Genomic DNA, 22,745 nt, shown 5'->3' with positions numbered 1-22,745 from the left:
TGCTATGCTGGCTTGACCGTGTTGCATCGACGTTGAGCGCCACTTGAGAGAGAGCCCGTCATGTCCCAGTTGCCGTCCTTGAGCCAATTGCGCGACCCGAACGCTTTTCTACGCCGCCACCTGGGGCCCGATGCCGCCGAGCAGCAGGCGATGCTCGACAGCCTGGGGCTGGGCAGCCGGGCGGAGCTGATCGAGCAGACGGTGCCGCCGGGGATTCGCTTCAACGGGGCGCTGGCGCTGCCGCCCGCCCTGGACGAAGAAGCGGCCCTGGCCAAGCTGCGCAGCTACGCCGAGCAGAACCAGGTCTGGACCAGCCTGATCGGCATGGGCTACCACGCCACCCTGACCCCGGGGGTGATTCTGCGTAACGTGCTGGAGAACCCCGGCTGGTACACCGCCTATACCCCCTACCAACCGGAAATCGCCCAGGGCCGGCTCGAGGCCCTGCTCAACTTTCAGCAACTGACCATCGACCTGACCGGCCTGGAGCTGGCCAATGCCTCGCTGCTGGATGAGGCCACTGCGGCGGCCGAGGCCATGGCCCTGGCCCGGCGGGTCGCCAAGTCCACCAGCAACCGCTTCTTCGTCGACCATAACTGCCACCCGCAGACGATTTCCGTGGTTCGCACCCGGGCCGAGGGGTTTGGTTTCGAACTGGTGGTCGACGCTGTGGATAACTTGCCAGGGCAGCAGGTGTTCGGGGCCTTGCTGCAATACCCGGACACCCATGGCGAGATACGCGACCTGCGTCCGCTGATCGACCACCTGCACGGGCAGCATGCCCTGGCCTGTGTCGCCACCGACCTGCTCAGCCTGCTGCTGTTGACGCCGCCGGGCGAGCAGGGGGCCGACGTGGTGCTCGGCTCCTCCCAGCGCTTTGGCGTGCCCATGGGCTACGGCGGGCCCCACGCGGCCTTTTTTGCCTGCCGCGACGAGTACAAGCGAGCCATGCCGGGGCGGATCATCGGCGTGTCGCGGGACGCCCGGGGCAATGTGGCCCTGCGCATGGCCCTGCAAACCCGCGAGCAACATATCCGCCGCGAGAAGGCCAATTCCAATATCTGCACGGCCCAGGTGCTGCTGGCCAATATCGCCGGTTTCTACGCGGTGTATCACGGGCCCGAGGGCCTCAAGCGCATTGCCCAGCGGGTGCACCGGCTGACCTGCATCCTGGCCGCGGGGCTTGAGCGCCATGGCATCACGCGGCTCAATCGGCATTTTTTCGACACCCTGACCCTGGAGGTGGGCGGGAGCCAGACGGCGATCATCGAAAGCGCCAAGGCGGCGCAGATCAACCTGCGGATTCTCGGGCGCGGGCAATTGGGCCTGAGCCTGGATGAGGGCTGCGACGAAAGCACCGTGGCCCGCTTGTTCGACCTGTTCCTGGGGGCCGACCACGGGTTGCAGGTGGCCGAACTCGACGCCCAGGCACTGCCCGGTGGAATACCCCCCGAACTGCTGCGCAGCAGCCGCTACCTGACCCACCCGGTGTTTAACGCGCACCACAGCGAAACCCGGATGCTGCGCTACCTCAAGCAGCTGGAAAACAAGGACCTGGCGCTCAACCAGTCGATGATCCCGCTGGGCTCCTGCACCATGAAGCTCAACGCCAGCAGCGAGATGATCCCCATCACCTGGCCGCAATTCGCCAACCTGCATCCCTTTGCGCCCCTGGAGCAGGCGGTGGGCTATGGGCTGATGATCGACGAGTTGCAGCGCTGGCTGTGTGCGATCACCGGTTTCGATGCCATCTGCATGCAACCCAACTCCGGGGCCCAGGGCGAGTACGCCGGGTTGCTGGCGATCAGTAAGTACCACGCCAGCCGGCAGCAGGCGGGGCGTGATATCTGCCTGATTCCGGCCTCGGCCCACGGCACCAACCCGGCTTCGGCGCAGATGGCCGGGATGCAGGTGGTGATTGTCGAATGCGACGCCGCGGGCAATGTCGACCTTGAAGACCTCAAGGCCAAGGCCCAGGCCGCCGGCGAGCAACTGGCCTGCCTGATGGCGACCTATCCGTCGACCCATGGCGTGTACGAGGAGGGCATGCGCGAAATCTGCGAAGTTATCCACAGCCATGGCGGCCAGGTGTACATGGACGGTGCCAACCTCAATGCCCAGGTCGGCCTGGCCCGGCCGGCGGATATCGGCGCCGATGTTTCCCACATGAACCTGCACAAGACCTTTTGCATTCCCCATGGCGGCGGTGGCCCGGGCATGGGGCCGATCGGTGTGCGGGCACACTTGGCGCCGTTCGTCGCCAATCATCCGGTGGTGCCGCTGGAGGGGCCGTTGCCAGGCAACGATGCGGTCAGCGCGGCGCCCTGGGGCAGCGCGAGCATCCTGCCGATCAGTTGGATGTACATCGCGATGATGGGCCCGCAATTGGTGGAGGCCAGCGAGGTGGCGATCCTGGCCGCCAATTACCTGGCTGAGCAGTTGAGCGGGGCCTTTGCGGTGCTCTACAGCGGGCGCAATGGCCGGGTGGCCCATGAATGCATCCTCGACCTGCGGCCGCTCAAGGCCCAGACCGGGATCAGCGAGGAGGACGTGGCCAAGCGCCTGATGGATTACGGCTTTCATGCACCGACCATGTCCTTTCCGGTGCCGGGAACCCTGATGGTCGAACCCACGGAGAGCGAGTCCAAGGCCGAGCTGGATCGGTTTATCGAGGCGATGCTGAGCATTCGCGCGGAGATCGCCCAGGTCCAGGACGGCCACTGGCCAGCCGACGACAACCCGCTCAAGGGCGCGCCCCATACCCTGGCCGATATCACTGGCGTCTGGGAGCGGCCCTACAGCATTCAACAGGCGGTGCTGCCCAGCGCCCATACCCGCAGCCACAAGTACTGGCCGACGGTGAATCGGGTCGATAACGTCTACGGCGATCGCAACCTGTTCTGCGCTTGCGTGCCGGTGGATGCCTACCGCTGAGGCGAATTGATCAAAAAACAGGCAAAAAAATGCCGCTCGTGGGAGCGGCATTTTTTATCTCACAACGTTTGTCTTACAACCACGATCACTCTTGCGCGACCGCGTTTTTGGCCAGGATGGCGTTGGCCAGTTCCATGTCCGTCGCCTGCAGGCCCGGGTTATCGGCCCGGACTTTCTGCATGGCGGCTTCCAGGTACGGGCCACGGATCCCGCCGTCGCTGGCAACGAAACTGCCCGCGTCGTCCTGCGCCGCAACGATCAGCTTGTGATCCTTGAAGGTCAGGTAGGTGGAACCGGTGGTGGCACCGGAGGAAATGACGTTACGCCAGAAGCTGTCGGCCATTGCCGAACCGACAGGAAGGGAGAGCAAGGCAAGTGTGGCGACAGCTATTTTTAGACGCATGGTGGGTGACTCCGACTGGGGGTATCTGAACAATTTGATTACAGACGACCTGAAGGAGTTCCGTGGCATGGGCAGAAGGTTTTCGACCTGTGGTGGCTGTTTGGCCGGCGAGTGCGTATTTGAGCGGCACGACGTGTGATCCAGCGGTATGCCCGAGGGGTAAAATTTGGCACGATGCGCGGCTTCTGCCAGAGCACGGATGTTCACCTTTGATTTTCGGCCCCAGCCCTATCGCGTTCATGTACCTGTACCTGTTGCTGATCCTCTGCGGCGCCAGCGCGGCAGGCTTGGTGTCCCTGGTCATGGCGCTGCGCCACCCGGAAAAACGCCAGCGACTGCGCAAGCGCCTGTGGCTGCACGTGCCCCTGACCCTGGCGATGCTGTTTTTTGTCGGCCTGGGGCTCAAGTTTGTGTGGGGCATGGTGGCCCTTTCCGTCGCGCAGCAAGAGCGGACCCAGGCGCTGAACCCGCGGTTGCAGGCGGATCTGCAACTGGACGAACTGCATTTCCCGGCCGGGACCCTGGTCAAGCTCGATACCCTGGACCCGGTGGATTGGAAGGGGGAGTCACAGCTGTCGGGCCTGCAAAGCGTCACTTATGCGACGTTCAAGACGCCGCAGTCGGTGCTGGGCCTGCAGGTCAGCGAAATAGACATGTCACCGCATTACTACTTTTCAAAACTGTTGCTGGTGGGCGACCAACAGATCGCCGGCTGGCCCTGCAAGGGCGGTGGCTGGGTCAGCTTTGACCGCACCGTCGAAGACCGGACCTTTCCCAGCCGCTGGCGCTTCGATGAATGCCACATGAGACCGGAGGCCCGCTTGGCCGGTGTCACCTGGCCGGCGGGGAGTCAGGTGTTCCACGAGTCCTCCGGCTTTATCGTGCGCACCGACGGCGAGGTGCCGCGTCCCGTGGCTTACCAGGGCATGCAGTTTCTGGCGCTGACCCTGGATCTGGATGAAAACCAACAGTTACGCCAATGGTCGGGTGTCCTGGCCCAGCCGGTGCAGCTCGGGGAATGGCATTACCCGGCAGGCATGCGGGTACGCCAGGACGCGCCGGACCGCCTGCTGTTCAGCCCGACCCGCGAGTCCACCGCGGTTAACCATCAGACCCGCAAGAAGCTCTCCGTGGGGCGTTCCATCCTGCAGCGGCGTGCCGATGGCGCGGTGCTGGAGATCCAGCCCAATGCCAAGGTCGGGGTCGTCGACTGGGAGGAATTCGGGAGCTAGGGCTGCTCGCTCTGTGGCGTGACGCGCAACACCTCCTCCAGGGTGGTCAGGCCGGCAGCGACCTTCTGCGCGCCCGATAGACGCAGGCTGCGCATGCCGTCCCTGGCCGCCTGGCGGCGCAAGGCCAGGAGGTCGGTGTCGCGGCTGATCAGGGCCTTGAGGCTGTCGCTCATTTGCATGATCTCGTAGACCCCGGCCCGCCCGTGGTAGCCGGTGTCGCGGCATTCCGCACAGCCGACGGCGCGGCAGGCATGTTCGGGCAGGGGCAACTGCCGGGGGTGGGTCAGGGCCTGCCAGTCATCTGCGCCCAGCGCCTGGGGCGCCTTGCAGTGCGGGCACAGGGTGCGTACCAGGCGCTGGGCCATGACCCCCAGCACCGTGGCCTTGATCAGGTAATGGGGCACGCCGAGTTCCAGCAGCCGGTTGATGGCGCCAGGGGCATCGTTGGTGTGTGCCGTGGACAGCACCAGGTGCCCGGTGAGCGCGGCCTGGATCGCCATTTCTGCCGTTTCCAGATCGCGAATTTCGCCAATCATGATGATGTCCGGGTCCTGGCGCATCAGGGCGCGCACGCCGCTGGCAAAGGTCAGGTCGATATTGTGCTGGACCTGCATCTGGTTGAACGCCGGTTCGACCATCTCGATCGGGTCCTCGATGGTGCACAGGTTGACCTCGGGCGTCGCCAGTTGCTTGAGGGTGGTGTACAGGGTGGTGGTCTTGCCCGAGCCGGTGGGGCCGGTGACCAGGATGATGCCGTTGGGCTGGCGGGTCATGTCCTGCCAGCGCAGCAGATCCTCGGCGCCGAAGCCAAGCTGGTCGAAGTCCTTGAGCAGCACCTGCGGGTCGAAGATGCGCATCACCATTTTTTCGCCAAACGCGGTGGGCAGGGTCGACAGGCGCAGTTCCACTTCAGCGCCATCCGGGGTCTTGGTCTTGACCCGGCCATCCTGGGGTTTGCGTTTTTCCGCGACGTTCATCCGCCCCAGGCTCTTCAGGCGGCTGACGATGGCCACGGTGACGTGGGGCGGGAACTGGTAGACGTTGTGCAGGATCCCGTCGATGCGAAAGCGCACCGTGCCTTGCTCGCGACGGGGTTCGATATGGATATCGCTGGCGCGCTGCTGGAAGGCGTACTGGAACAGCCAGTCGACAATATTGACGATATGGGCGTCGTTGGCGTCGGGCTGCTGGTCACTGGCGCCGAGGTTGAGCAGTTGTTCGAAGTTGCCCAGGCTGTGCATCTTGCGTTCGGTGTTGGCGCCGCTGACCGACTTGGCCAGGCGGTAGAACTCCTGGGTGAAGCGCTGGATATCCGCCGGGTTGGCCACGACACGCTTGATGGGCAGTTTCAGGACATGGGCCAGATCGGCCTCCCAGGCGTTCACATAAGGCTGGGCGCTGGCCACGGTGACCCCATGGGGGTCGATGGCCACCGCGAGGATCTGGTGGCGCTGGGCAAAGGCGTAGGACATCAGCGGCGTGATGCTGGCGACATCGATTTTCAGCGGGTCGATGCGCAGGTAGGGCTGGCCCGCGCGGTGGGCCAGCCACAGGGTCAGGCTTTCCAGGTCCAGGCTGCGTCCGGGGCGGCGCTGATCATCGAGTTGCTGGCCGGCCAGAAATTCCAGGGGATGCAGCTGGCTGTTGGCGGCGTTGCGCCGGTTGCTCAGTGCGCGTTCGGCCGAGTCCTGGTTGAGCAGGCCCTGGCTGAGCAGGTCGCGCAGCACATCATTGAGGTCCAGCCAGCGGTCCTGGGTAACGCGGGAAACAGGCATTCGGGCTCCTTGGGGGCATTCGGGCACCTAGCGGTTTCAAGGTGTGCGCCTCTGACCGCGAATTGCCAAGAATAGTCCCGGGTAACCGACAGCCCGTCGTCCAAGGGTTGCAGGGTTTTGCCGGCGGCCTTTCAGCCCGCCGCGTGCAGGCGGGAAAGCTCGATGGGCTCGAGCGTTACCGAGTCCACGCTGATCAGGTTACGAAGTTTTTCCGCGATCACTCCGGCCCGGTGCCAGCTCAGACCGTCGAGCGCCACCTCGATCTGCAACTGGCCATCCTGTTGCAGCACTGCAACCTGCTGCGGCACCAGGCTCTGCAAGGCGAAATAGTTGAGCACCCGGCACAGCACGTCGGCTTCGGCTTCGGCGCTCAATTGATAGCGCACCTGGCAGTGGCTGTTGGCCCGGCTCCACACATCGGCGCGGCAAGGTTCACGGTTTACGGCTTCGAGGTGGGGCATGGCGTTCTCCAGATCAGTGGAGAAATTTTTACATGGGGTCCCGGGTATTTCTTATCTAAGATGGGCGTGATTGCACGAATAATGAATTGTTTATTTCTTGTATATAGCTGTTTAAGGAATATCTATGCACAGCGAGCTTGACGCCTATGACCGCCGGATTCTCGCCTTGCTGCAGGAGGACGCCTCGCTGTCCAGCGCGCAGATCGCCGAGCAGGTCGGGCTGTCCCAGTCGCCCTGCTGGCGCAGGATTCAGCGAATGAAGGAGGAGGGGGTGATTCGCGCCCAGGTGACCTTGCTCGATCGCAAGAAAATCGGCCTCAACACGCAGATCTTCGCCGAGGTCAAACTCAACGCTCACGGGCGCTCCAACTTCACGGAGTTCACCGAGGCGATTCGCGGCTTTCCCGAAGTGCTGGAGTGTTATGTGCTGATGGGGGCGGTGGATTTCCTGCTGCGCATCGTCACCGCCGATATTGAAGCTTATGAGCGGTTCTTCTTCGAGAAGCTGTCGATGGTGCCGGGCATCCAGGAGGTGAACTCGATCGTCGCCTTGTCCGAAATCAAGTCGACGACGAGTTTGCCGGTGTTGCGCTGAAACTCTAGGGCGGTGCGCTCACCGACAGGCCCGCAGGCTTGCCGGTGAGGGGCGGGTTACAGGCGCAGCAGGGTTTTCCAGGCACGGCTCTGGAACACGGTGATGGCTTGCTGTTTGCGCGCATCGAGCACTTCATCGCTGATGGGCTCGTTGGCCAGTTGCACCAGCTTGTTCAGTTCGCCGTACAGGCGGTCCAGCTCCGGGATCTCCAGCACGTTGCGGGCGTGGTGCAGCCAGGCCTGGATCCGTTCGATACGCGGCAACTGTTCAGCCAGGTCTTCGGGCTGTTGCTGATAGCGCGGCAGTTGCAGGGCCACGGCCTCGTCGGCCAGCAGGCGCGGCAGCCAGTTGCCCAGTTGCGCGGCGCCCTGGCGGTTGCCACGGGTGTTGCGCTCGGTGGTCCAGCTGCGTGCCAGCAACCAGCGCGAGGTGTTCAGGGAGAACAGGCCCCAGCGCACGTCTTCCAGTTCTTCGATGAACTGCTCCGGCGCTGCCTTGCGCACGTCTTCGTCTTCCAGGCCGGCTTGCACCAGTGGGCGCCAGTCTTCAAGCAGGGCGTCGAGGGCGCTGCGCAGTTCGGCGGTGGACTGGCGCGGTGCGGCCTGGCCCAGGCTGCTGAGCAGGGCGCGCAGTTCGGCGAGGTTTTCCACCCAGTCCTGCAGCAGGCGCCAGTGGCCGTTGAAGCGATACTGTTCGGCCAGGCGCTGGCTGCTGCCCAGCAGGTGCCAGGTCAGGGCGGCAAAGGCGTCATCCAGTGCGGTTTCAGCGCTGAGCTCCGGTGCCGGCAGGCTCAGCGAGTAGCTGTTGGCGTCGAACAGGCGATAGCCGCGCTCGGCCTTGCTGATGTCGCACGGCATCAGGGCCAGGGTCGCTGCCAGTTCCGCGGCCAGCTCCAGCAGCGCGGCCGGCTCACCTTCGCGCAGTTCCAGTTCCAGCTCGCAGATTTCTTCTTTCTGTTTGCCGGCAACCACGTGGCCCAGGTCCAGGGCGGCTTCGATCACGACTTTGGCCTTGCCGCGGCCCCAGGCGATTTCCGCGCGTTCGCGGACGAAATCGGTGGTGAAGATCGGCTTGAGGGTCTTTTTGTCCAGCTCGGCCAGTTCTTCGGGCCAGCATTCGCCGTCGAGCTTTTTCACGTCGAGCTTGGGTTTGGCCAGGTGCCAGTCGTATTCATTGCGCTCGGACAGACCGGCAACGCTGTGGCCACGGGTCTTGAGGGTCTGAATCACTTCTTCGCCATCGCGGCGCAGGCGCAGGGCGACCTTGGCCTGGGCCAGGTCACGCTCTGGGGTGTCGAAGTACTGGTTCATCAGCTCACGGCGTTCCCAGCCACTTTTGTTGCGTTTTTTCAGCAGCGGGTGCTCGCGCAAGGCAGCGAGGGTTTCGCGGCTGACGCGGAGTTTGATTTCAGTTTCTTTCTGCATGGCCGGAAAATCCAGAATCGGGAGCGCAGCCAGGGGAATGTGTGGCTGCCAAGGCCGTGCAGTGTACAGGACAAGGCGCCTGGAGGTGCCGCGCCGGTTTATTCCTGTCGCAAGATGGCTCTATGATGAGCCTCATCTTTGCCGTCGGGAGCCAGCGCATGCCATTGCCGTCCATGAAAGACCAGTTCGCCGCGCTGATTGCCGCACCGTCCGTCAGTTGCACTCAGGCGGCACTGGATCAATCCAATCGTGCGGTGATCGACCTGCTTGCCGCCTGGCTCGGCGACCTGGGTTTTGCCTGTGATATCCAGCAGGTCAGCCCCGGCAAGTTCAACCTGCTGGCCAGCTTCGGCAGCGGCCCGGGTGGCCTGGTCCTGGCTGGCCACAGCGATACCGTGCCGTTCGACGAAGCCCTGTGGCAGACCGACCCGTTGAAACTGACCGAGGTCGACGGGCGCTGGATCGGCCTGGGCAGCTGTGACATGAAGGGCTTTTTTGCCCTGGTGATCGAGGCGGTCCAGCCGCTGCTGGACCAGCCGTTCAAGCAGCCGCTGCTGATTCTGGCCACCTGTGACGAGGAAAGCTCCATGGCCGGAGCCCGGGCCCTGGCCGAAGCCGGCCGGCCACTGGGCCGCGCTGCGGTGATCGGTGAGCCCACCGGACTCAAGCCGATCCGCCTGCACAAGGGGGTGATGATGGAACGCATCGACATCCTCGGGCAGAGCGGGCACTCCTCCGACCCGCGCCTGGGCCACAGCGCGCTTGAGGCGATGCATGACGCCATCGGCGAGCTGCGTGGCCTGCGGTTGGCGTGGCAGCGTGAATTTCGCAACCCGCAATTCAGTGTGCCGCAGCCAACTATGAACTTCGGCTGCATCCACGGCGGCGATAACCCCAATCGGATTTGCGGCCAATGCTCCCTGGAATTCGACCTGCGGCCTTTGCCGGGCATGGACCCGCAGATGCTGCGCGCGGCCATCCGGCAAAAACTGGAACCCCTGGCCGAGCGCCATCAGGTGAAGATCGACTACGCGCCGCTGTTTCCCGAAGTGCCGCCCTTCGAACAGGCGGAAGATGCCGAACTGGTGCGGGTGGCCGAAAGACTGACCGGGCATCGCGCCGAAGCGGTGGCGTTTGGCACCGAAGCGCCTTATCTTCAGCGCCTTGGCTGCGAGACCCTGGTACTGGGCCCTGGCGATATTGCCTGTGCGCATCAACCGGGGGAGTACCTCGAAATGTCACGCTTGCAGCCTACCGTGCATCTATTACGTGAACTGATCGAACATTATTGCCTGACGCCGGCCCAACCCCAGTAAAGCGCCGGTGCCCAGGTCCGTACCTATAAGGAGAGTCAGCGTGTCGCCAAGCCTGTTCCGACGATAACCATCAGCCCGATGTGCGTTCTCTGTTTCATCCTTTTATAGGCTGCTTTTTATTAAGGCTCAGGTTCATGCCCGAATACGTCAATTGGCTTCGTCACGCTTCTCCTTACATCAACGCCCACCGCGATTGCACCTTCGTCGTCATGTTGCCCGGCGACGGGGTTGATCATCCCAATTTCGGCAATATCGTCCACGACCTGGTGCTGTTGCACAGCCTGGGCGTGCGCCTGGTGCTGGTGCACGGTTCGCGGCCGCAGATTGAAACCCGCCTGGCGGCGCGTGGCCTGACCCCCCATTACCACCACGGCCTGCGCATTACCGATGCCGCGACCCTGGAGTGCGTGATCGATGCGGTCGGCCATCTGCGGATTGCCATCGAGGCGCGCTTGTCCATGGACATGGCCTCGTCGCCGATGCAGGGCTCGCGCCTGCGGGTCGCCAGCGGAAACCTGGTGACGGCGCGGCCGATCGGCGTGCTCGAAGGCGTGGACTTCCACCACACCGGTGAAGTGCGGCGGGTCGACCGCAAGGGCATCAACCGCCTGCTGGACGAGCGCTCGATCGTGCTGCTGTCGCCCCTGGGTTACTCGCCGACCGGGGAGATCTTCAACCTCGCCTGCGAAGACGTCGCCACCCGCGCCGCCATCGACCTGGCGGCCGACAAGTTGCTGCTGTTTGGCGCCGACCGCGGGCTGATCGACGAAAACGGCAAGCTGGTGCGCGAGCTGCGGCCGCAACAGGTGCCCGCGCACTTGCAGCGCCTGGGGGCCAATTACCAGGCCGAGCTGCTGGATGCCGCCGCCGAAGCCTGTCGCGGTGGCGTGGGGCGCAGCCATATCGTCAGCTACGCCGAAGATGGCGCGCTGCTGACCGAGCTTTTCACCCGTGACGGTGGCGGCACCCTGGTGGCCCAGGAGCAGTTCGAGCTGGTGCGCGAGGCGGCCATCGAGGATGTCGGCGGTTTGCTGGATCTGATCAGCCCCCTGGAAGAGCAGGGGATTCTGGTACGCCGCTCGCGGGAAGTGCTGGAGCGTGAAATCGAGCAGTTCAGTGTGGTCGAGCGCGAAGGAATGATCATTGCCTGCGCGGCGCTGTATCAGATCGCCGACTCCGATGCCGGCGAGTTGGCGTGCCTGGCGGTGAACCCCGAGTACCGCCACGGCCGGCGCGGCGATGAACTGTTGGAAAGGATCGAAACCCGGGCCCGGGCTCAAGGGCTGAAAACCCTGTTCGTACTTACCACGCGCACCGCGCACTGGTTCCGCGAACGTGGCTTTGTGCCCAGCAGTGTCGAGCGCCTGCCATCGGCGCGGGCCTCGCTGTACAACTACCAGCGCAACTCGAAAATCTTCGAAAAAGCACTCTGACCAAATGCGACCTACACTCGGCGGGCTGCAGCTGCGGGGTCATCGAGTGTAGGGCGGGGCAGTGGCAGGCTTGGGTCATTTTTGTTGCAAAAAAAAGTCTGCTCGATACATAAACTGTAACAAATGGACGAGAGGATTAGCGCGTTGCCAAGAAAACGTCGCTTTTCTGGTCTGAGTTGACGTATTTTCCCCGCGTCGAAGTGGAACCGATCTGAAGCATCGACAGGGAATACCAGTAAGGGATGGGTGCTGTCGCCGATTTGGGTGATTCAGCCTGGCGCCAACGCGGGAAGTGATATTCCTTAATGGTATGAAAAAGAATGAAATAATTCTTTTTGGGTTTATGAGGAATTCATTACCCTGCAAGGACCAAATCCGTGCGGTTAGACCATGGTCGTGGACACAGATAGTTACGATTGACTTATCAGTCACGGTCTGGCGCTAATCGCGCATCTGTGGATCCGGGCGTACGACCCAGGGCCAAAGAACCACAAAAATTAGAAACGAGGAGCGAAACATGAATAAGTCCACCTTGGCCCTGGCTGTGGCCGTAGGGGTTTTGGCGCAGCAAGCAGGCGCCGCTGGTTTTATCGAAGACAGCAAGGCAACCTTGGGTCTGCGTAATTTCTATATCAACAACGATAACCGTGACTCCGCTGCTGGTTCGGCTACCAACAAGGCTAATGGCGTTCAGAGCAAGGCTGAGGAATGGGGCCAAGGCTTCCAGCTCAACTTCACTTCCGGTTACACCCAAGGCACCGTAGGTTTTGGTATTGATGCCATCGGTCTGCTGGGCATAAAACTGGATTCCGGTGGCGGCACTAACGGTGCCACTGCTCGTTCCGGTACAAACTCCGGTTCCTATGGCGGTACTGTTTTCCCAAGCAAGTCCAACGGCGAAGCGGTTGATAACTACTCCAGCCTGGGCCTGACTGCCAAAGCCAAGATTTCCCAAACCGAGCTCAAGCTCGGCACCCTGCAGCCAAAGCTGCCGGTTATCGTGACCAACGATGGTCGTATGCTGCCGCAAACCTTCCAGGGCGGTCAGGTCACCTCGAACGATATCAAGGACCTGACCCTGGTCGGCGGTCAGATCGAACACGCCAAAGGTCGTAACTCCAGCAACAATGAAAACCTGTCCATTGCCGGTGCCAACGGTCGTACTCCAACCGGGCGTGACAGCAACAAGTTCTACTACGCCGGTGGTGACTACAAGCTCACCAAAGACCTGACGGCCCAGTACTACTACGGCAACCTGGAAGACTTCTACAAGCAGCACTTCCTGGGCCTGACCCATAACTGGTCGATCGGCCCGGGTGTATTGAAGTCCGATCTGCGTTACTTCAACAGCCGTGATGACGGTGCGAACGGTCATGACGTCAACTACTACACCACTGGCAACTATTCCAATTTCGCCAGCGGTAAAGGCAAAGTCGATAACAATCTGTACAGCGGCCTGTTCCTGTACTCGGTCGCCGGTCATACCTTCGGTGGCGGTTACCAGGTCAGCAACGGCAGCAGTGACTTCCCGTTCCTGAACCAGGGTGACGGCGCTTCGGCTTACCTGACCACTGACATGCAGATCGCCAAGTTCAACCGCGCTGGCGAGCGTACCTGGCAGGCGCGTTACGCTTACGACTTCGCCAAGCTGGGTGCACCAGGCCTGACTGCTGGTGTGATCTATCTGCGTGGCGACAACATCGATACTGTTACCGCCACTAAAACTGTTGCAGGCTCCGGCCGCTCCGAGTGGGAACGCGACCTGACCGTTGCCTACGTTATTCCGGAAGGCCCGCTGAAAAACCTGGGTCTGACCTGGAAAAACGCCATGTGGCGCAACGATGTACCGGGCCAGCGCGACCAGGACGAAAACCGTCTGATCGTCAGCTACTCGCTGCCGCTGTTGTAATACCGCGTTAAAACCACGCCCGGCGCAATGCCGGGCGTGGTGCTGTTTCAAGTCGGGCCCACCCCCGCGAGCCCTTCCCGAATCCCCTCTTTGCAACCACTCAAGGCCTTCTCGAACCCTGATGAATAGGGTGGTCTTCGCCTGCCCGTGGGTCCAGTGAATAGATTTTTAATATTCTTTTATGATCTGAATAAATCGATATTTATTCTTTTTAAATAAGCTCCAGTGCAGGCAGAGTAGCTGCATACCGCACTCACAGGAGCAGCACCCATGAGCCTAAGACTGGGCGACATCGCCCCCGATTTCGAGCAGGATTCCAGCGCCGGCAAGATCCGTTTTCACGAATGGCTCGGCGACAGCTGGGGCGTGCTGTTTTCCCACCCGGCGGACTTCACCCCGGTGTGCACCACGGAGCTGGGCTTTACCGCCAAGCTCAAGGACGAATTCGCCCAGCGTGGGGTCAAGGCCATTGCCCTGTCGGTGGACCCGGTGGACTCGCACCACAAGTGGATCGAGGACATCAACGAAACCCAGAACACGATCGTCAACTTCCCGATCCTGGCCGACGCCGATCGCAAGGTGTCCGACCTCTACGACCTGATCCACCCCAACGCCAACGACACCCTGACCGTACGTTCGCTGTTCGTGATCGATCCGAACAAGAAAATCCGCCTGACCATCACCTACCCGGCCAGTACCGGGCGCAATTTCCACGAGATCCTGCGGGTGATCGACTCGCTGCAACTCACCGACAACTACAAGGTGGCGACTCCCGCCAACTGGCAGGACGGTGATGAAGTGGTGATCGTGCCGTCCCTCAAGGACGAAGACGAAATCAAGAAACGCTTCCCCAAAGGTTACCGCGCAGTGAAGCCCTACCTGCGCCTGACACCACAGCCCAATCGTTAATCACGCCTGGGGGAGTCGAGGTGCCGGCGACGGGCTATTCGTTGCTGCGCCGGCTCCCCGGGGCTTTGCAGAATCATGAAGCAGGGGTTTAAGGCCGTCTCGACGGCCTATTTTTTTGCCTGGAAGATTTTGCTTCTTATATTCTTTTTAAGAATAAACAAATGAAAAAATAAGATTTATAGATATATAAATTGACTGTTAAGGTCTGTCCCATTCAGCGAGATCGCAAACCGCGAATCGCTTTCAGCCCTCAAGGAAACCTCTGCATGCTGGTCGTCTCACTCGGTGGAAGTCCCAGCCAACGCTCCCGTTCCGGGGTGCTGCTGGATCACTCCAGGCGCTGGTTGCAGCAGCACGGTGTGGAAGTTGTCAGTTATCAGGTACGGGACTTCCCGGCCGAAGATCTGCTGCACGCCCGCTTCGACAGCCCGAAAGTGATCGACCTGTTGCAACAGATCGACCAGGCCGACGGCTTGCTGATCGCCACGCCGGTGTACAAGGCGTCGTTCTCCGGCGCGTTGAAGACCGTGCTCGATCTGCTGCCCGAACGCGCCCTGAGTCACAAGGTGGTGTTGCCAATGGCCACGGGCGGCAGCATCGCCCACATGCTGGCGGTGGATTACGCGCTCAAGCCGGTGCTGTCGGCGCTCAAGGCCCAGGAGATGCTGCACGGCATTTTTGCCGAGGACAGCCAGATCGCCTACGGCGAAGGCAGCGCCCAGGCGCAACTGGCACCGGCGCTGGAGCAGCGTCTGAGCGAGGCCCTGGAGCAGTTCCACAGCGCCATGGCGCGCCGTCCCAAGCCGCTGGATCCGCATATCTTGAATGAACGTTTGTTGAGTGCTCGCTGGAGCATTTGAGCCGCAACCGTCTTACCCGAATTTTGCAGTACTGACCTTACTCAGCCGCCAACGGCCAAGCAGGTGCAGCCAAAAACCCCACAGCAAAAGGAGAGCGCCATGCGCCCTGTAGTTTTGCGTCGCGGTCTGGTCGCTCTGTTTGTTGCGGCTGTGTCCTTCGGCGCCATCACCCAAGCCCAGGCTGAAAGCCTGCGTATCGGTTATCAGAAATACGGCACCCTGGTGCTGCTCAAGGCCAAGGGCTCCCTGGAGAAACGCCTGGCGGCGCAAGGCGTCGACGTGCAGTGGACCGAGTTCCCCGGTGGCCCGCAGCTGCTGGAAGGGCTCAATGTCGGTTCGATCGACTTCGGTGTGACCGGCGAAACCCCGCCGGTGTTCGCCCAGGCCGCCGGTGCCGATCTGCTCTACGTGGCTTACGAGCCGCCGGCACCGACCAGCGAGGCGATCCTGGTGCCCAAGGGCTCGCCGATCAAGTCGGTGCAGGACCTCAAGGGCAAGAAGGTGGTGCTCAATAAAGGCTCCAACGTGCATTACCTGCTGGTGCGCGCCCTGGAAGATGCAGGCCTGAAATACAGCGATATCCAGACCATTTTCCTGCCACCCGCCGATGCCCGTGCCGCGTTCGAGCGCGGCAGTGTCGATGCCTGGGTGATCTGGGACCCGTACCAGGCCGCCGCCGAGCAACAGTTGCAAGCGCGCACCCTGCGCGATGGCAGCGGCATCGTCGACAACCACCAGTTCTACCTGGCAACCAAGTCCTACGCCGAGCAACACCCTGAGGTGATCAAGGCCCTGGTGGAAGAAGTGCGCGCAGTCGGTGAGTGGTCCAAGGCCAACCCCGAGGAGGTGACCAAACAGGTGTCGCCGCTGCTGGGCCTGCCCGCCGACATCACCCTGACGTCGGTCAAGCGCCAGGGCTACGGCGCGTTGTTCCTGACCCCCGAGGTGGTGGCCGCGCAGCAGAAAATCGCCGACAGCTTCTACCAGCTCAAGCTGATTCCCAAGCCGTTGAGCATCAAGGATGTGATCTGGACCCCACCTGCCGCCGTTGCCAAAGCGCCGTAACTCGAACCCCTTAGGAGACAACTCCATGAGCCTCAATATTTTCTGGTTTCTGCCTACCCACGGTGACGGCCATTACCTTGGCACCGCCGAAGGCGCACGGGCCGTCGATCACGGGTACCTGCAGCAGATTGCCCAGGCCGCCGATCGTCTTGGCTTTGGCGGGGTGCTGATCCCTACCGGACGTTCCTGCGAGGACTCCTGGCTGGTGGCGGCCTCGTTGATCCCCGTGACCCAGCGCCTGAAATTCCTGGTAGCCCTGCGCCCCGGGATCATTTCCCCGACGGTGGCGGCGCGTCAGGCAGCGACCCTGGATCGCCTGTCCGGTGGCCGGGCGTTGTTCAACCTGGTGACGGGTGGCGATCCGGATGAATTGGCCGGCGATGGGTTGTTCCTGAGTCATGAAGAGCGTTACCAGGCCTCGGTGGAATTCACCCGCATCTGGCGCCGGGTACTGGAAGGCGAAACCGTTGACTACGACGGCCAGCACATCAGTGTGAAGGGCGCCAAGCTGCTGTACCCGCCGATCCAGCAACCGCGTCCGCCGCTGTACTTTGGCGGTTCGTCGGAAGCGGCCCAGGATCTTGCGGCCGAGCAGGTGGAGATGGTCCTGACCTGGGGCGAGCCCCCGGCGGCGGTGGCCGAGAAGATCGAGCAGGTGCGGGCCAAGGCGGCCAAGCTGGGGCGCACCGTGCGCTTTGGCATTCGCCTGCATGTGATCGTGCGTGAAACCAACGATGAAGCCTGGCAAGCCGCCGAGCGCCTGATTTCCCACCTGGACGACGACACCATCGCCCGGGCCCAGGCTTCGCTGGCGCGCTTTGATTCGGTCGGTCAGCAGCGCATGGCAGCCTTGCATGGCGGCAACCGCGACCAGTTGGAAGTCAGCCCCAACCTCTGGGCCGGCGTCGGCCTGGTGCGCGGTGGTGCCGGCACCGCTCTGGTCGGCGACGGACCGACGGTGGCGGCGCGCATGCAGGAGTACGCGGACCTGGGCATCGACACCTTTATCTTCTCCGGTTACCCACACCTGGAAGAGGCCTATCGGGTTGCCGAACTGCTGTTCCCGCACCTGGATATCGAACGTCCCGAATTGCCGAAAAGCAGCGGGTACGTGAGCCCGTTCGGCGAGATGGTGGCCAACGACATCCTTCCCAAAGCTGTGTCCCAGAGCTGAGCGCGGCCATGAACAGTCAAAACGTATTCCATCGGCTGGCGCCGTGGGCCTTGCCAGTATTGCTGCTGGCGGTGTGGCAGCTGTCGGTGTCGGCGGGCTGGTTGTCGACGCGGATCCTGCCGGCACCCAGCGCGGTGATTGAAGCCGGGGTCAGCCTGATTCGCAGCGGCGAAATCTGGACCCACCTGGCCATCAGCGGCTGGCGCGCGGCGATCGGCTTCCTGATCGGCGGCGGCATCGGCCTGGCCCTGGGCTTTATCACTGGCCTGTCGAAGTGGGGCGAGCGCCTGCTGGACAGCTCGGTGCAGATGATTCGCAACGTGCCGCACCTGGCGCTGATTCCACTGGTGATCCTGTGGTTCGGCATCGATGAGTCGGCAAAAATCTTCCTGGTGGCCTTGGGGACGTTGTTCCCGATCTACCTCAACACCTACCACGGCATCCGCAACGTCGATCCGGCGCTGGTGGAAATGGCCCGCAGCTATGGCCTGTCCGGCTTCAGCCTGTTCCGCCAGGTGATCCTGCCGGGTGCCCTGCCATCGATTCTGGTGGGGGTGCGGTTTGCCCTGGGCTTTATGTGGCTGACCCTGATCGTGGCGGAAACCATCTCTGCCAGCTCGGGCATCGGTTACCTGGCAATGAACGCCCGGGAATTCCTGCAGACCGACGTGGTGGTGCTGGCGATCGTCCTGTACGCCGTGCTCGGCAAGCTGGCCGACCTGGCCGCCCGTGGCCTGGAACGTGTCTGGTTGCGTTGGCATCCGGCCTATCAAGTGGCTAAAGGCGGTGCGCAATGACGGCTCAACAACCTCCACGCCTGCTGCGCGGTATTCCGCTGGCGGTGCGCAAGCTGCAAAAGACTTTTGGCTCGCGCCAGGTGTTGCGCGAGATCGACCTGCATATTCCGGCCGGGCAGTTCGTGGCCGTGGTCGGTCGCAGCGGCTGCGGCAAGAGCACCTTGCTGCGCCTGCTGGCCGGTCTCGACAAGCCCACGGCGGGCGAGCTGCTGGCCGGCTCGGCAGCGCTCAGCGAGGCGATTGAAGACACCCGGCTGATGTTCCAGGAGGCGCGCCTGCTGCCCTGGAAAAAGGTCATCGACAACGTCGGCCTCGGCCTCAAGGGCAACTGGCGTCCGCAGGCGTTGCAGGCCCTGGAGGCGGTCGGCCTGGCGGACCGGGCCCAGGAATGGCCGGCGGCGCTTTCCGGTGGGCAGAAGCAGCGCGTGGCCCTGGCCCGCGCCTTGATCCACCAGCCGCGTCTATTGCTGCTGGATGAGCCCCTGGGTGCCCTGGACGCCTTGACCCGGATCGAGATGCAGCAACTGATCGAAGGCCTGTGGCAAAAACATGGCTTCACGGTGTTGCTGGTCACCCATGACGTCAGCGAAGCGGTTGCCATTGCCGACCGCGTGATCCTGATCGAAGACGGTGAAGTCGGCCTCGACCTGCTGGTGGACCTGCCGCGCCCTCGGGCCCGTGGCTCGCACCGCCTGGCCGCGCTGGAAACCGAAGTACTGAACCGTGTGCTGTCGCTGCCCGGGTCACCCCCCGAGCCGGAACCTGTTTCACCCCTGCCCACGCAATTGCGCTGGGCACAGTAAGAGCAGTTGCACGTTGCAAGCGTCCAGCGGCAAGCAAGAGCACGGCGCTTTTACTTGCGGCTTGAAACTCGCCACTTGCCGCTTATTTTCGACCCTAGGAGAAATCGCATGACTATCAAAGCCATCAACGTCCGTAACCAGTTCAAAGGCACCATCAAGGAAATCGTCGAAGGCGACGTGCTGTCGGAAATCGACGTGCAGACCGCCTCCGGCATCGTCACCTCGGTGATCACCACCCGTTCGGTCAAGGAGCTGGAGCTGGTGATCGGCAGCGAAGTGATCGCGTTCGTGAAATCCACCGAGGTGTCGATCGCCAAGTTGTGATCGCGGTGTTGAGTCAGCCTCGACGGGTGTGAGCCCTTCGGGGCTTTTTTTATGGGCGCCCTGGAGAGGTGCGGGTCACGCCTCGCGTTTGGCCAGGTACGGCGGCAGGTACAGCCCCAGGTAGGCGTCGAACACGCGCATGCCTTCCTCGGCCATGCGCGGGGTGATCTGGCCGTGCTGTTGCACCGAGCGCGCATAGACCCGATCGCCCAGCTCCATGGCCAGGGCGAACACGTCGACATCGGTCGGCAGCGCCGGCAACTGGAAGTGCTGATCGAACAGGGTGTGCATCAGGTCGCCCAGCTCAAGGTCGTGCTGGCGGTCGGCCTGGGTGACTTCGGTCAGGCCGTGCTGGGCGAGGATCAACTGGCGGGCCGCGGCGTCCTCGCTGTAGATGGCGAGCATGCGTTGCTCCACCAGGCGCGAGAGATCGCGCCAGCTGTGCAGGCGGGTGGTTTCGATGGGCTCTTGCAGGCAGGCGCGAAAGGCGGCGTGGACATCGGCGGTGAGGGCCTCCAGCAGCGCCGGGACGCTGGCGAAGAAGTGGTAGACCGACGACGGCGGGATCTGCGCCCGTTCCGCCACGCTGTAGATCGACAGGCTGGCCACGCCCTCGGCGGCCAGCAGGGTGCGGGCGGCATCGAGGATCGAGTCGATGCGGGCCTGGCTGCGGGCGCGGGGTTTGCGAAGGGGGGCGGGGCGGGTCATCGAAGTCTCCTCACTGGGCAGCGGGCATTGTACGAGCAGGGTGGAAGGTTGTCTGCCAGGACACCCTCGCGCACCGCCGCTGATAAAGCGCCTGGTGGCGACCCATAAAAAAACGCCGCAGGCGCTGAGGCCTGCGGCGTTGTTTTTACTGCAACCGCTTACACGGTATGCAGGTACCAGTTGTATTCGAGGTCGGAGATGGAGTGTTCGAACTCCTCCAGCTCGCTCTCTTTACAGGCGACAAAGATATCGATGTATTTCGGGTCGATGTACTTGGCCATGACTTCGCTGTCGTCCAACTCGCGCAGGGCATCGCGCAGGTTGTTCGGCAGGCTTTGCTCGTTCTGCTCGTAGGAGTTGCCTTCAACCGGCGCCCCCGGCTCGATCTTGTTGGTCAGACCGTGGTGCACGCCTGCCAGGACCGAAGCCATCAGCAGGTACGGGTTGGCGTCGGCGCCGGCTACGCGGTGTTCGATGCGCACGGCATCGGACGAACCGGTCGGGACGCGGATCGCCACGGTGCGGTTGTCCAGGCCCCAGCACGGCGAGTTCGGCACGTAGAACTGAGCGCCGAAACGACGGTACGAGTTGACGTTCGGGCAGAGGAAAGCCATCTGCGCCGGTAGGGTCTCGAGCACACCGCCGATCGCGTGACGCAATGCGGCGTTCTGCTCGGGATCCTCACTGGCAAAAATATTCTTGCCGTCTTTGTCCAAAATCGAAATGTGCACGTGCAGACCGTTGCCCGCCTGGCCCGGGTAAGGCTTGGCCATGAAGGTGGTGTCCATCTCATGGTCGTAGGCGATGTTCTTGATCAGGCGCTTGAGCAGTACCGCGTAATCGCAGGCCTTGATCGGGTCGGCGACGTGGTGCAGGTTCACTTCGAACTGCGCCGGGGCACTTTCCTTGACGATGGCGTCAGCCGGGATGCCTTGCTCTTTCGCACCTTCCAGAATGTCCTGGAGGCAGTCGACGTATTCGTCGAGGTCGTCGATCAGGTAGACCTGTGTCGAGTGCGGGCGTTTGCCGGAGATCGGCGAGCGCGGCGGTTGCGGGCGGCCATTCACGTTCTCCTGGTCGATCAGGTAGAACTCCAGCTCGAACGCGGCGCAGATGGTCAGGCCCAGGTCGTCAAATTTGGTAACGACTTGGCGCAACACTTCCCGCGGGTCGGCGAAGAAAGGTTCGCCTTCGAGTTCGTGCATGGTCATTAACAGTTGCGCGGTGGGGCGCTTCTGCCACGGCTCGTTGCACAGGGTATCGGGGATCGGATAACAGATTCGGTCAGCATCGCCGATGTCCAGACCCAGGCCGGTGCTTTCCACCGTCGAGCCATTGATATCCAGAGCAAATAGAGAGGCCGGCAGGTTGATGCCTTTCTCGTAAACCTTGTGGAGGCTGGTGCGTTCGATGCGCTTGCCGCGCACCACACCATTCATATCCGCAATCAGAAGGTCAACGTACAGAACCTCAGGATGTTCCTTAAGGAACGCGTTCGCTTCGTTAAGCTGAACGGCACGCGGGGGTACCGACATGATGCAACACCTTTGTTGTTAAAAATATCAATCATTGATCTTTTCTGGTTTCAGTCAACCCGAACGGCATGCCGAAGTCAAGTGAGGCCTTTTACGCCCTAATAAAGCGCTTGCACGGCACTTTCGCGGCAAAACAGGGCGTTTTTCCGTCTTCAGCTACCTCCGGTACCGCAGGCTTGAGCGGGCCGTGTTGTATTTTTTACGGGGGTGTTGTGTAAAAAAATGAACAAGGCTAAGCTCGATTCAAACCCATAACAGCAATAATACCGGGGTGCTTCATGTCTCGCCTGCCGTTAATCGGCGTCACCGCCTGCACCAAGCAGGTCGGTCTGCATGCTTATCATATCAGTGGCGATAAGTACGTCCGCGCAGTTGCTGTTGCTGCCAAGGGCTTGCCATTGATTCTGCCAGCCCTGGCAGAGCTGCTCGACCCGAACGATATTATTGACGGTCTGGATGGCATCCTCTTTACCGGCTCCCCCTCCAATATCGAACCTTTTCATTACCAGGGCCAGGCCAGTGCGCCGGGTACTGCTCATGATTCTGCACGCGACGCCACCACCCTCCCGTTGATTCGTGCTGCTGTTGCGGCCGGAATTCCGGTGCTCGGTATTTGCCGCGGCTTTCAGGAAATGAACGTCGCCTTCGGCGGCAGCCTGCATCAGAACGTTCATCTGGTCGGCCCTTACATGGACCACCGCGAAGATCCCAGCCAGCCGCTGGAGGTGCAGTATGCCCCGGCCCACGCCGTGCACATCCAGGCCGGCGGTGTGCTGGCCGGGCTGGGCTTGCCGAGTGAGATCCAGGTCAACTCGATCCACGCCCAGGGCGTTGATCGCCCGGCCCCCGGCCTGCGGGTCGAGGCGGTAGCGCCGGACGGCTTGATCGAGGCGATTTCCGTGACGGCGGGCAAGGCTTTTGCTTTAGGCGTGCAATGGCATCCCGAATGGCAGGTAAGCTCCAACCCTCACTACCTGGCCATTTTCCAGGCCTTTGGTGAGGCCTGCCGCAAGCGGGCAACACAACGCGACGCCGATGCGTCACAAAACGCCTGACTTATAAGAGTCAGGAAACTCAGCCTAGAGGCA

General features: G+C 62.3%; 20 protein-coding genes. 14 read left to right on the top strand and 6 right to left on the bottom strand.

What is annotated here, in order from left to right; translation table 11 throughout:
• Positions 1–60: 60 nt before the first annotated feature.
• Positions 61–2,934, top strand: coding sequence for an aminomethyl-transferring glycine dehydrogenase (gene gcvP / locus CF161_RS07255; protein WP_020295914.1), 2,874 nt, complete (start codon positions 61–63; stop codon positions 2,932–2,934).
• 85 nt (positions 2,935–3,019) lie between these two features.
• On the opposite strand, the gene CF161_RS07250 is transcribed toward gcvP, so the two are convergent.
• Positions 3,020–3,337, bottom strand: coding sequence for a DUF2388 domain-containing protein (locus CF161_RS07250; RefSeq protein WP_020295913.1), 318 nt, complete (start codon positions 3,335–3,337; stop codon positions 3,020–3,022).
• Positions 3,338–3,546: 209 nt separating this feature from the next.
• On the opposite strand from CF161_RS07250, the gene CF161_RS07245 reads away from it, so the two are divergent.
• On the top strand, positions 3,547–4,569 hold the full coding sequence (locus CF161_RS07245; protein ID WP_020295912.1) for a hypothetical protein: 1,023 nt from the start codon (positions 3,547–3,549) through the stop codon (positions 4,567–4,569).
• On the opposite strand, the gene CF161_RS07240 is transcribed toward CF161_RS07245, so the two are convergent.
• Together CF161_RS07240 and CF161_RS07235 are read right to left on the bottom strand one after the other, a co-directional pair.
• Complete coding sequence (locus CF161_RS07240; protein ID WP_020295911.1) at positions 4,566–6,344, bottom strand: GspE/PulE family protein; 1,779 nt, start codon at positions 6,342–6,344, stop codon at positions 4,566–4,568. The two genes, CF161_RS07245 and CF161_RS07240, sit on opposite strands and share 4 nt — an antisense overlap.
• A 131-nt stretch (positions 6,345–6,475) precedes the next feature.
• On the bottom strand, positions 6,476–6,805 hold the full coding sequence (locus CF161_RS07235) for a hypothetical protein (protein WP_020295910.1): 330 nt from the start codon (positions 6,803–6,805) through the stop codon (positions 6,476–6,478).
• Between the two features lie 124 nt (positions 6,806–6,929).
• On the opposite strand from CF161_RS07235, the gene CF161_RS07230 reads away from it, so the two are divergent.
• Complete coding sequence (locus CF161_RS07230) at positions 6,930–7,400, top strand: Lrp/AsnC family transcriptional regulator (RefSeq protein WP_020295909.1); 471 nt, start codon at positions 6,930–6,932, stop codon at positions 7,398–7,400.
• Between the two features lie 56 nt (positions 7,401–7,456).
• Here CF161_RS07230 and CF161_RS07225 read toward each other — a convergent pair whose 3' ends face one another.
• Positions 7,457–8,824: an inorganic triphosphatase gene (locus CF161_RS07225; RefSeq protein ID WP_020295908.1), complete on the bottom strand. Its 1,368-nt coding sequence runs from the start codon at positions 8,822–8,824 to the stop codon at positions 7,457–7,459.
• 158 nt (positions 8,825–8,982) lie between these two features.
• Between CF161_RS07225 and argE the strand changes: the two genes are divergently transcribed.
• The 10 genes from argE to CF161_RS07175 all read left to right on the top strand — a co-directional run bounded on the left by argE (position 8,983) and on the right by CF161_RS07175 (position 19,414).
• The gene (gene argE / locus CF161_RS07220) at positions 8,983–10,140 is read left to right on the top strand and encodes an acetylornithine deacetylase (RefSeq protein WP_020295907.1); all 1,158 of its coding nucleotides are present in this window, start codon (positions 8,983–8,985) and stop codon (positions 10,138–10,140) included.
• A gap of 134 nt (positions 10,141–10,274) precedes the next feature.
• The gene (gene argA, locus CF161_RS07215) at positions 10,275–11,573 is read left to right on the top strand and encodes an amino-acid N-acetyltransferase (protein WP_020295906.1); all 1,299 of its coding nucleotides are present in this window, start codon (positions 10,275–10,277) and stop codon (positions 11,571–11,573) included.
• 517 nt (positions 11,574–12,090) lie between these two features.
• Positions 12,091–13,482: an OprD family porin gene (locus CF161_RS07210; RefSeq protein WP_020295905.1), complete on the top strand. Its 1,392-nt coding sequence runs from the start codon at positions 12,091–12,093 to the stop codon at positions 13,480–13,482.
• Between the two features lie 270 nt (positions 13,483–13,752).
• A complete protein-coding gene (locus tag CF161_RS07205) occupies positions 13,753–14,391 on the top strand; it encodes a peroxiredoxin (protein ID WP_020295904.1) in 639 nt (212 codons plus the stop codon).
• A gap of 266 nt (positions 14,392–14,657) precedes the next feature.
• The gene (ssuE, locus tag CF161_RS07200) at positions 14,658–15,251 is read left to right on the top strand and encodes an NADPH-dependent FMN reductase (RefSeq protein ID WP_020295903.1); all 594 of its coding nucleotides are present in this window, start codon (positions 14,658–14,660) and stop codon (positions 15,249–15,251) included.
• A 99-nt stretch (positions 15,252–15,350) separates the two neighbouring features.
• Positions 15,351–16,316, top strand: a complete 966-nt coding sequence (locus CF161_RS07195) for a sulfonate ABC transporter substrate-binding protein (protein ID WP_020295902.1) — start codon at positions 15,351–15,353, stop codon at positions 16,314–16,316.
• 25 nt (positions 16,317–16,341) lie between these two features.
• Positions 16,342–17,490, top strand: a complete 1,149-nt coding sequence (gene ssuD, locus CF161_RS07190; protein ID WP_020295901.1) for an FMNH2-dependent alkanesulfonate monooxygenase — start codon at positions 16,342–16,344, stop codon at positions 17,488–17,490.
• An 8-nt stretch (positions 17,491–17,498) separates the two neighbouring features.
• Positions 17,499–18,287, top strand: coding sequence for an aliphatic sulfonate ABC transporter permease SsuC (gene ssuC / locus CF161_RS07185; RefSeq protein WP_020295900.1), 789 nt, complete (start codon positions 17,499–17,501; stop codon positions 18,285–18,287).
• Entirely contained in the window at positions 18,284–19,090 is an 807-nt protein-coding gene (gene ssuB / locus CF161_RS07180; protein ID WP_020295899.1) for an aliphatic sulfonates ABC transporter ATP-binding protein, read from the top strand. Before ssuC ends, ssuB begins: the two co-directional genes overlap by 4 nt.
• Positions 19,091–19,198: 108 nt before the next feature.
• Positions 19,199–19,414, top strand: coding sequence for a molybdopterin-binding protein (locus CF161_RS07175; RefSeq protein WP_003213899.1), 216 nt, complete (start codon positions 19,199–19,201; stop codon positions 19,412–19,414).
• 75 nt (positions 19,415–19,489) lie between these two features.
• Here the strand turns inward: CF161_RS07175 and CF161_RS07170 are convergent, their stop codons facing one another.
• Both CF161_RS07170 and CF161_RS07165 read right to left on the bottom strand, forming a co-directional pair.
• Positions 19,490–20,122 carry a TetR/AcrR family transcriptional regulator gene (locus CF161_RS07170; protein WP_020295898.1) on the bottom strand — a complete coding sequence of 211 codons (633 nt, stop codon included), beginning with the start codon at positions 20,120–20,122 and terminating at the stop codon, positions 19,490–19,492.
• Positions 20,123–20,280: 158 nt separating this feature from the next.
• Entirely contained in the window at positions 20,281–21,657 is a 1,377-nt protein-coding gene (locus tag CF161_RS07165) for a glutamine synthetase family protein (protein ID WP_020295897.1), read from the bottom strand.
• Positions 21,658–21,935: 278 nt separating this feature from the next.
• On the opposite strand from CF161_RS07165, the gene CF161_RS07160 reads away from it, so the two are divergent.
• Positions 21,936–22,712, top strand: coding sequence for a gamma-glutamyl-gamma-aminobutyrate hydrolase family protein (locus tag CF161_RS07160; protein WP_020295896.1), 777 nt, complete (start codon positions 21,936–21,938; stop codon positions 22,710–22,712).
• Positions 22,713–22,745: the final 33 nt, after the last annotated feature.

The organism is Pseudomonas sp. CF161 (assembly GCF_000416215.1).
Lineage (GTDB): Bacteria > Pseudomonadota > Gammaproteobacteria > Pseudomonadales > Pseudomonadaceae > Aquipseudomonas.
The sequence above is the reverse complement of the archived record's forward strand: the minus strand, read 5'-3'. Positions and strand labels throughout refer to the sequence as shown.

Coding starts and splice junctions, on each gene's coding strand:
- CF161_RS07205 (WP_020295904.1), top strand. CDS start 13,753: ATGAGCCTAAGACTGGGCGACATCGCCCCCGATTTCGAGCAGGATTCC.
- CF161_RS07175 (WP_003213899.1), top strand. CDS start 19,199: ATGACTATCAAAGCCATCAACGTCCGTAACCAGTTCAAAGGCACCATC.
- CF161_RS07230 (WP_020295909.1), top strand. CDS start 6,930: ATGCACAGCGAGCTTGACGCCTATGACCGCCGGATTCTCGCCTTGCTG.
- CF161_RS07170 (WP_020295898.1), bottom strand. CDS start 20,122: ATGACCCGCCCCGCCCCCCTTCGCAAACCCCGCGCCCGCAGCCAGGCC.
- argA (WP_020295906.1), top strand. CDS start 10,275: ATGCCCGAATACGTCAATTGGCTTCGTCACGCTTCTCCTTACATCAAC.
- CF161_RS07240 (WP_020295911.1), bottom strand. CDS start 6,344: ATGCCTGTTTCCCGCGTTACCCAGGACCGCTGGCTGGACCTCAATGAT.
- ssuD (WP_020295901.1), top strand. CDS start 16,342: ATGAGCCTCAATATTTTCTGGTTTCTGCCTACCCACGGTGACGGCCAT.
- argE (WP_020295907.1), top strand. CDS start 8,983: ATGCCATTGCCGTCCATGAAAGACCAGTTCGCCGCGCTGATTGCCGCA.
- ssuE (WP_020295903.1), top strand. CDS start 14,658: ATGCTGGTCGTCTCACTCGGTGGAAGTCCCAGCCAACGCTCCCGTTCC.
- ssuC (WP_020295900.1), top strand. CDS start 17,499: ATGAACAGTCAAAACGTATTCCATCGGCTGGCGCCGTGGGCCTTGCCA.
- ssuB (WP_020295899.1), top strand. CDS start 18,284: ATGACGGCTCAACAACCTCCACGCCTGCTGCGCGGTATTCCGCTGGCG.
- CF161_RS07235 (WP_020295910.1), bottom strand. CDS start 6,805: ATGCCCCACCTCGAAGCCGTAAACCGTGAACCTTGCCGCGCCGATGTG.
- CF161_RS07250 (WP_020295913.1), bottom strand. CDS start 3,337: ATGCGTCTAAAAATAGCTGTCGCCACACTTGCCTTGCTCTCCCTTCCT.
- CF161_RS07165 (WP_020295897.1), bottom strand. CDS start 21,657: ATGTCGGTACCCCCGCGTGCCGTTCAGCTTAACGAAGCGAACGCGTTC.
- CF161_RS07225 (WP_020295908.1), bottom strand. CDS start 8,824: ATGCAGAAAGAAACTGAAATCAAACTCCGCGTCAGCCGCGAAACCCTC.
- CF161_RS07195 (WP_020295902.1), top strand. CDS start 15,351: ATGCGCCCTGTAGTTTTGCGTCGCGGTCTGGTCGCTCTGTTTGTTGCG.
- gcvP (WP_020295914.1), top strand. CDS start 61: ATGTCCCAGTTGCCGTCCTTGAGCCAATTGCGCGACCCGAACGCTTTT.
- CF161_RS07160 (WP_020295896.1), top strand. CDS start 21,936: ATGTCTCGCCTGCCGTTAATCGGCGTCACCGCCTGCACCAAGCAGGTC.
- CF161_RS07210 (WP_020295905.1), top strand. CDS start 12,091: ATGAATAAGTCCACCTTGGCCCTGGCTGTGGCCGTAGGGGTTTTGGCG.